Annotated in this window: 9 protein-coding genes and 1 tRNA gene; 6 read left to right on the forward strand and 4 right to left on the reverse strand. The window is 62.4% G+C overall.

Annotated features, from left to right (window positions below; all coding sequences use genetic code 11):
• A partial coding sequence (locus ACK41V_RS22925; RefSeq protein ID WP_409785877.1) for a LysR substrate-binding domain-containing protein occupies window positions 1-606 on the forward strand: 606 nt, incomplete at its 5' end.
• A tRNA-Arg gene (locus tag ACK41V_RS22930) sits at window positions 597-671 on the forward strand. The genes ACK41V_RS22925 and ACK41V_RS22930, both read left to right, overlap by 10 nt.
• A gap of 171 nt (window positions 672-842) precedes the next feature.
• Here ACK41V_RS22930 and ACK41V_RS22935 read toward each other — a convergent pair.
• From ACK41V_RS22935 to ACK41V_RS22945, 3 genes are all read right to left on the reverse strand, one after another.
• Complete coding sequence (locus ACK41V_RS22935; RefSeq protein ID WP_409785878.1) at window positions 843-1,400, reverse strand: hypothetical protein; 558 nt, start codon at window positions 1,398-1,400, stop codon at window positions 843-845.
• A 228-nt stretch (window positions 1,401-1,628) separates the two neighbouring features.
• Window positions 1,629-2,018 (reverse strand): hypothetical protein, encoded by a 390-nt coding sequence (locus ACK41V_RS22940; protein ID WP_409785880.1) that lies wholly within the window; start codon window positions 2,016-2,018, stop codon window positions 1,629-1,631.
• A complete protein-coding gene (locus ACK41V_RS22945; protein ID WP_409785881.1) occupies window positions 2,019-4,409 on the reverse strand; it encodes a ShlB/FhaC/HecB family hemolysin secretion/activation protein in 2,391 nt (796 codons plus the stop codon).
• 242 nt (window positions 4,410-4,651) lie between these two features.
• Between ACK41V_RS22945 and ACK41V_RS22950 the strand changes: the two genes are divergently transcribed.
• From ACK41V_RS22950 to speD, 4 genes are all read left to right on the forward strand, one after another.
• Complete coding sequence (locus ACK41V_RS22950; protein WP_409785883.1) at window positions 4,652-5,083, forward strand: VOC family protein; 432 nt, start codon at window positions 4,652-4,654, stop codon at window positions 5,081-5,083.
• 342 nt (window positions 5,084-5,425) lie between these two features.
• Entirely contained in the window at window positions 5,426-6,103 is a 678-nt protein-coding gene (locus ACK41V_RS22955) for a DUF4178 domain-containing protein (RefSeq protein ID WP_409785885.1), read from the forward strand.
• A gap of 3 nt (window positions 6,104-6,106) precedes the next feature.
• The gene (locus ACK41V_RS22960) at window positions 6,107-6,265 is read left to right on the forward strand and encodes a hypothetical protein (protein WP_409785886.1); all 159 of its coding nucleotides are present in this window, start codon (window positions 6,107-6,109) and stop codon (window positions 6,263-6,265) included.
• The gene (gene speD, locus ACK41V_RS22965; protein ID WP_409785888.1) at window positions 6,262-6,675 is read left to right on the forward strand and encodes an adenosylmethionine decarboxylase; all 414 of its coding nucleotides are present in this window, start codon (window positions 6,262-6,264) and stop codon (window positions 6,673-6,675) included. The genes ACK41V_RS22960 and speD overlap by 4 nt, the downstream gene beginning before the upstream one ends.
• A gap of 38 nt (window positions 6,676-6,713) precedes the next feature.
• Here the strand turns inward: speD and ACK41V_RS22970 are convergent, their stop codons facing one another.
• Window positions 6,714-7,157 carry a twin-arginine translocation signal domain-containing protein gene (locus ACK41V_RS22970; protein WP_409785890.1) on the reverse strand — a complete coding sequence of 148 codons (444 nt, stop codon included), beginning with the start codon at window positions 7,155-7,157 and terminating at the stop codon, window positions 6,714-6,716.
• Window positions 7,158-7,291: the final 134 nt, after the last annotated feature.

A 7,291-nucleotide genomic window follows, 5' to 3' on the forward strand; every position in this document is an offset into this window, starting at 1 on the left:
GTGGAGATGGAGGTGAACAACCGGGTGGTCGATCTCGTGAAAGACGGCGTGGACGTGGCGCTGCGCGTGCGCCTCACGCTGGAGGACAGCGGCAGCCTCGTGGTGAAGCGGCTGGACGACGCACGTTCGGTGCTGGTGGCCAGCCCGGCGCTGCTGGCGCGCCAGGGCACACCCGGCACGCTGGATGAGGCCGGCCGGCTCGACAGCGTGGCCATGTCGGCCGTGGATGGCCTGGCCAGCATGCGCCTGACCAACGCGCAAGGCCGCGATGCCGTGCTGCAGTACCGGCCCCGCTTCATCGCGGACGACCTGCTCACCCTCAAGCTCGCGGTGCTGGGCGGCAGCGGCATGTGCTCGCTGCCCGACTACATGTGCGAAGACGAGTTGCGCGATGGCCGGCTGGTGCGCCTGCTGCCCGACTGGTCCACCCCGGTGGGCGTGGTGCACGCGGTGTTCCCCTCGCGCCGCGGCCTCACGCCCGCGGTGCGCAGCTTTCTGGATTTTCTGGGGGAAACCGTGCCGGTCTGCGGCAGTTTGCTGCGCCTGCGTGCGGCGGCTCGCGCAGAGTCGCCCCCGTACAATGCGCACTCGCTGCCGCGGCCATAGTTCAACGGATAGAACGGGCCCCTCCTAAGGGCCAGATAGGGGTTCGATTCCCTTTGGCCGCACCAGCCCTTGCCGACCGGCTACCGGTTTTCAGCGCAGGGCGCGACCCAGCAGCACACCCACCACGATGCCCGTGAACACCGCCAACAGCGGATGGGCCCGGTGCGATACCAGCTTCGGCGTCTGCCTCTGTACGAAGTGGCGCATTCTCACCATCATTCTGATGATTGCGAGCCTTAGCGTGGCAACGGGGCGCCAATCTGCAAACTGACCACACAACCTCCATCCGCAGTAACAGTCGAAAAGTCTTTCAACCTGGCGAAGTAAAAATTACCTTCCTCCGCATCAATGTCCGCAGAAAGAGGATGCTCAGTCAAGATCCATCCGTTCCGCTCGAGAATTTCAGAAACAGTCTGCCTTCGAATGCAATTCCTTTTGATGGCGAGTTCACGATCGATCGTGATCGAGTTTAGATAAACAGCCAAAGCTTCATTGGTCAATGGCTTAGGAACAGTGATATTTCTTGTTTGACCCGAGAAGGAAAGTTCGACGATGGGCGCAGCAAATTGAATCTTGAGTTTGATTTCATCATTGATTTGCACAAAATCGTGAAGAAATCGGGATCTTTGACTCGGATCAATTCCCTTGTCAATAAGCATTTTTTGCACAGAAGGCGAATACTTTTCATCAGGCGGGACCAATTTTGTACTGGTCACAAGCTCGATAAAATCTTGTGTCAGTGGGGCTGCAGTTGAAGATGACAGTCTCTCAAAGATTGCCAGCGCCTTTTCCATATTTAGATGCCGTGCTTCTGTGCTTTGAGCCCAACATGTAAATGACAAGCAAGAGATGAGGAGTGCAGCAAGCGACTTGAGGATCATAATTCAAAGGGTAAAAAAAATCAGGCGAAACCACGACGCGCAGGCGCAGGCGCAGGCGTTGGCTCGTTGGGGGCGCGCTCCAGTTCCCCCGTAGGCAACTGACGCCAGACCCCAGTGGCACAACGCATGGACGAGATAGTCTCATGCCTCTTTTTTCTGGCGCATCTGCTCCAGCGCTTTCTCCATGACGCGCACGTCGGCCGGATCAGCGTGCATGTTGCGCTCAAAGCGTTTGAGCCACTTCATGTAACCCGTGCGGTAGAACTCAAGCCCTTCGGGTGTGACGTCTCGCAAATACACACAGAAGTCCTCGGGGATATCCGGTGCGGTTTCGCACAACACGCGTCGAGTCAGACCGTGGTCTTGGATGAACTTGATGACGTGACCTGTCTTCCGTAAGCAGCGAAGACGCGCTTCTTCAGTTGCTTCCGGGGTGGATTCTTTGTAGTAAGCAGCCGTCTCCCATAGCACCCAGTCCGGATACTGTTCCAACAGCTCGTCGTAATTGAGCAACCTGCCAACGCGTACCATTCAAGGCCTCCTTTCGATTCGGGACACATCGGATACTTCAACCAACTTCCCGGTTTCGCGGTCACGAATGAAGGAGCCACCAGCCCTTCTGGTTTCCCGCTCATGAAGAATTTGCTGGTCTTTATCCGCTGTCAGACTCGTCGTTTCGACCACCTCAATCACTTTGCCACCAACGATCACAACGTGATCCAGCCTACGAGCGGTACCAGTGTTGGGATCAATCACGATGTTGCCTTCCTTGTCTCGCAGATATTGCTGGTTCTGGACGCTGCCGCCTGGATACTGCGCTAGCAGATCGGCGGTCACCTCACGCTCGCGCCGACTACCCGCCACGGCATTTTCCTGCACCGACATCATGATGAAGTCGGATATGGATTGCTGTTGGGACGCGGGCAGCGTGCTGACAAAGTCTTCGGCCCACTTTGCCGCTTCGTCGGCCGGATAGCCATCCAACACGTGGCCCAGCCAGGCCTTGAGCTCCTGCGGCTCGTTCAGCGGTGGTGTGCCGTATATCTTTTGAATTTCTGCCGGTTTAATGGTGGGTCCCACCGGTGGGAGTGGGCTCGTGGAGCCAAAGCCCGGAATCTTCGCCAGGTCAGCGGGATCGACCAAGGACGCGATCTTGGCCACCACAGTGGCACCACCCAGTCGCAAGGCGTTCACGCATGCAGGCGAAGTCAGGCAGGCCCGTGCCGCGATTGCGCCACCGGCCGCAATGCTTTCGAGCAAGAGCGGAAGTGCCACGAGGGCGTTGTTGCTCGCTTCGTTGAGTCCGGCGGCACCGCCTGCAGCGCCGCCCGCTGCCGTGCCCGCCCCGAGCGCGCTGAGCTGGGCGATCGCTTTTGCAGCGTCGTCTGGGACACCATTGGCGACCAGGAATGCTTGCACATGGGGTGCGGCTGCACTGCTGAGGCCTGCGCCAGCCGCGCCGCCAGCACCGCCGGCCAGGCCTCCGATCAGTGCATGTCCACCTGCACGGCAACCACCGTCCGGCGCCCAGCAACCGGCGGCTTCTTCATCACCGGCGGCCACTGCATCCACAAACTTCTTGTTGGCGTATTTGCCCCAAGCCGAGGCAGCGCTCTTGCCGAACTCCGCCGTGATCTTGATCTGTGCATCGATCTCCTTCTGCACCCGCTCCTTGTCGAAGATCGGTTGGATGCCGGTTTGCGCGTCGCCCGTGTGCGCGAGGTTCACATCCAGCGTGGCCCTGCCGACAAACTCCCTGTGCGCGAGACCCAGCTCCCAGCCACCGGTGGCGCGGCGCTGGGTCTGCACCTCGGTGTCGTCGATGAAGTTCTTCGACCGGCGCAACCAGCCTTTGAGGCTGGCGGTGGTTTTGCGACTGGCATCGCGGTAGACGAGGCGAGAGAGCTTGAGGTCAGCGCTGTCGTTCTGGCCGCTGTAGACGTAGTCCTGGTTCAACCCGGCCACGCTTTGGTGGTAGCGGCTGGCCGATTGGGTGAAGCCCAGCAACCCGTAGTCCCACGGCAGGGAATAGTGGACCGTGTGTCCCTGCGTTCCACGATCACCCGCCTGGCCGCCACCCAGGTCCTGGCTCACGGTGATGTAGAACAGATCGTTGAGCGTCCACCCGTGGTCAAGGCTCATGGTGGCGCTGCCCTGGTACCGGCCGGTGGCCTTGGAGCCGCTGTCGTCCATCGTGACGTTCAGGCGAAAGGGCAGCGACTGGCGCCAGGAGATGACCAGGTCGCTCTGGCCCGGCACATCGGCGGGTTCGATCTGGATGTCGGCCTCGGCGGTGGGCACGCGCTTGAAATTCTCCAGCGCTTGTTCAACATCGCGCAGGTTCAGGACGTCGCCCGGTTGTGCGGGCACGGCGTTCCAGGCGGTGGCGCGGTCATCGGGCGTGGCAAAACGGATGGCCCGGATGCGCCCTGGCAACAAGGTCAGGGTCAGGCGCCCGCTGGCGAGGTTCTGCGGCTCGAACACGATGCGCGATGTCACAAAGCCGCGCGCCACCAAGGCCTGCTGCGCTCGCTCGGCGGCGACATTGACGCCGCCAACACCCAGGCAGCGCCCGATCGCGGGATCGGGACCCGCGATCAGGTCGGCGAGAACCCAACGAAAAGCCTCGCTGGAATCACCGACCAGTGCAACCGCCTGGATGGCCCGACAGGGTGACTCCGCCTCCGGCCAGGGTCTGCGTTGTTCCGATGCAGGAGGGGTGAGCGCGCTGGGCGAGGCTTGCAGCTGCCGACGTTGCGCCTCTTCGCGGTCCTGTTGCAAACGTTCCAGTTGCTCGCCTTGCTGGCGAACGTTGGGCGGCGGACTCGTGGGTGCCTGTGCGTGCGCGTTGCCCGCCGCGACCACCGTCAGCAATGCGCCGCGCGCGGCGTTCATCACCAACCGAAAGCGGTTGGGGTTCATGCGGTCACTCCCTGAATTCTTTGTTGGATCAAGCGCCCATTGCTTCTGCAATGGCCAACTTGATCACACCAAATCAAGGGCGCAGTGGGTATACAGCACTCGTATTAATCGGGCATGCAGAGCGTGCACTCCGTCACGGTTCGTCGCCCAATATGCATGCGCTGCGCGGCGTGTCGAAATCTACCCACCCTGTTCGTCGTTGCATGGCCAGCCCGAGGTTCACCCCCCTTTCAGGAGACCCCATGTCCATCCAACTCTGCGCCTACCTCTCTTACAACGGCGACTGCGCCGACGCGATGAAGTTCTACGCCCAGGTGCTCGGCGCCAAGCTCGAAGCGCTCATCACCTACGGTCAGATGCCTGGCGAGATGCCGGTGCCGCCCGAGCACGCCGACCGCGTGATGCACGCCTACCTGGTGCACCCCGACTTCGCCATCATGGCCGGCGACGCGCCACCCGGTGTGCCCTACGCGAGCATCCAGGGCTGCATGCTGGCCATCACCTACCCCACGGTGGCCGAAGCCACGCGCGTGTTCAACGCGCTGGCCGAGGGCGGCAAGGTCGGCATGCCCCTGGCCGAGACCTTCTGGGCCGATACCTTCGGCATGGTCACCGACCGGTTTGGCACGCCGTGGGGGGTGAATGGTGGGCCGAGGGAGATGGGGGAGAAGTAGGAGTACCGGCGGAGAAAACACCTTGCCCCTTGCTGGGGCAGCATCAGCCCAACAACACTTCCGCAGCCCGCGCTCCCCAGTAAGAAGCTTCTTCGAATACGCTGTAGCCGGACAAGTCGCTGTGCGCGCACAGAACGGTGTTGCCCCGTGCAAGTGTTTGTCGGGCTCGAAGTGCGAGCGGCTCATTGAGGAAGCCTGGGGTGGGCACAGCCATGGCGTGGCCATGCACCGTCAACTCTGCGCCGCTGCACGAGCGTCGCCATCTTGAGCCGTAAGCCGCGTCAAGGTCGCGCGTCGCCACGTCCAAAAGGCTGTGCACGGAAGCTGTCGAGGCCCAGCGCCGTGTCAGGGTCAACGCCGAAGCCACCGCGGCGGCCGAGGGATCGGTCAGGGTACCGGCTTCCTCGACCAACGGACAGTACGCCGTCAGCACGGTACCAGCCGGTTTTGCCTGGCCGATGTATTGGTGGGTACCTGCTCTACAACGTCCGACAAGGCCTGCGTTGGCTGAGCTTCAGCAATGAAGAAGGCTGGATGTTCAGCAAGGCACTCGAGCGCCTTCCTCGCGAAATTTCGGTAGGCGTCTGCCGGCACAACGGCGCCGAGTTCAGGCACAAGGAAGCTTACGAGTCTCTCGTGGAGGAGGTTTGGGGCAGCTTCAACTGGGAAATACGCCGGGGAGATCGAACCCAGATGGTCGAGTTCGAAACCACCGGGGGAAAGGGCAACATGCCCACGGGCAGCCTGCTCGTGTGCGAAACCACCACCCATGAACAGGTATGGTCTTTGGCAACGCCGTTGAAGGCCCGGGCGGTTGCCTCGGCCTTTGGAAAGACATTTCCGCCAACGCGCCCGCCCATTGCACAAGATTGGGTGTCGGAGCAAACCTTTCGGCAGCTGATTGGGTTTGGTTGCGTGGCGCACCTGGTCATGATGGTCTCGCGGCCCACAGCTGTAGGGTTTGTCTTCGGCATCGTGGCTGTGATCGCACTGGCAGCCAACAACGTGACAGAGGAGTGATTCGTGGCACGCGTTTTGATCTTGGCGGGCATGGCGCTCACACTGCTGTTTCATGCGGTGGCCATGGTTCGCGAGCCGGATGATGATTCGACGAGCTACCGATCGTCGTCGGGTAGCTATGGAAGCGGCAGTGGTGGTGGCTTCAGCGGGGGTCACAAGTGACAGGCCAAAGGCAGTTTCATCCGAAGGGCACCCACGTGCTGGCGGATCTGTACGGCGCCAGTCCGTTGCTCCTGGCCGATGCGGCGTTTCTGAAGGGCGCTGCATCGGAAGCTGCTGAACGGGCCGGTGCAACACTGCTGGCCGTGCACTGTCACCCCTTTGGACCGGGTCAGGGCGTCGCAGGGGTGGTGCTGCTGGCCGAGTCGCATCTCACATTTCACACTTGGCCTGAGCACGGCTTCGCCGCTCTGGATGCGTTCATGTGTGGCGACTGCGAACCGGTGCTCGCCATTGAGTACCTGAATCAGGCCCTGCAAGCCCAATCCCGAGTGTTGCGGGTTATGGAGCGGGGCGCTGATTCAGCGTCGGGCCCCGCTCAGGAAAACACCTCCGCCAGTGTGTCAGCCTGACATTCAGAACACGTACTTTCAACCCAAGCCGACCACGGTCAGAGCTGTCCCTCGCTCAGTGTGTCGAGTTGAAAGCGCCCGCTGCGGTCCCACAGCCAGGTGTCCACGTACTGCACGCGCCCGAAGCCGGGCGGCGACGGGAACGGCGCGGCGGCGCGCACCAGGCGTTCGATCTCGGCCATGACCTCGGGCGCGTGGCTGGGGCCGCGCAGCCAGCGGGTGGCGCCCACGCGCCCGCCTTGGGTCAGCTCCACCTCCAGCACGCCGATGGCGTAGAGCATGGGCGGCAGTTTTCCCCGGTGGATGCGGTCCGGGTACTTGCGGTAGAGGTGGGTGGCGGCTTCGCGGCGGTAGGCCGCGCTGGCCGGCGCCTGGCCGGGCAGCGGTGCACGGGTGCCGCAGCCGGCCACCAGCGCCGCAGCGCCGGTGGCAGCGGCCAGGGCCATGAACTGGCGGCGTTCTTCCTGGGTTGTGTTGAGCATGGGGTCGGGCAGCAGTTTGAAAACCTGCATTGGACCAGCGTGCAGCCGGCGGCACAACGGCCCGCAACACCCGCTTACCGCTGTCGCAAGGTGCGGCTCAGCAGCATCACCGGCACCAGACCCACGAGCACCAG

It is taken from the genome of Acidovorax sp. (assembly GCF_046291265.1).
In the GTDB taxonomy this organism is placed as follows: Bacteria; Pseudomonadota; Gammaproteobacteria; order Burkholderiales; family Burkholderiaceae_C; genus Acidovorax.

What these genes read in the sequence shown, in the direction of transcription:
- ACK41V_RS22940 (WP_409785880.1), bottom strand. Translation starts at nt 2,018, where the DNA reads ATGGTACGCGTTGGCAGGTTGCTCAATTACGACGAGCTGTTGGAACAG.
- ACK41V_RS22970 (WP_409785890.1), bottom strand. Translation starts at nt 7,157, where the DNA reads ATGCTCAACACAACCCAGGAAGAACGCCGCCAGTTCATGGCCCTGGCC.
- ACK41V_RS22945 (WP_409785881.1), bottom strand. Translation starts at nt 4,409, where the DNA reads ATGAACCCCAACCGCTTTCGGTTGGTGATGAACGCCGCGCGCGGCGCA.
- ACK41V_RS22935 (WP_409785878.1), bottom strand. Translation starts at nt 1,400, where the DNA reads ATGGAAAAGGCGCTGGCAATCTTTGAGAGACTGTCATCTTCAACTGCA.
- ACK41V_RS22950 (WP_409785883.1), top strand. Translation starts at nt 4,652, where the DNA reads ATGTCCATCCAACTCTGCGCCTACCTCTCTTACAACGGCGACTGCGCC.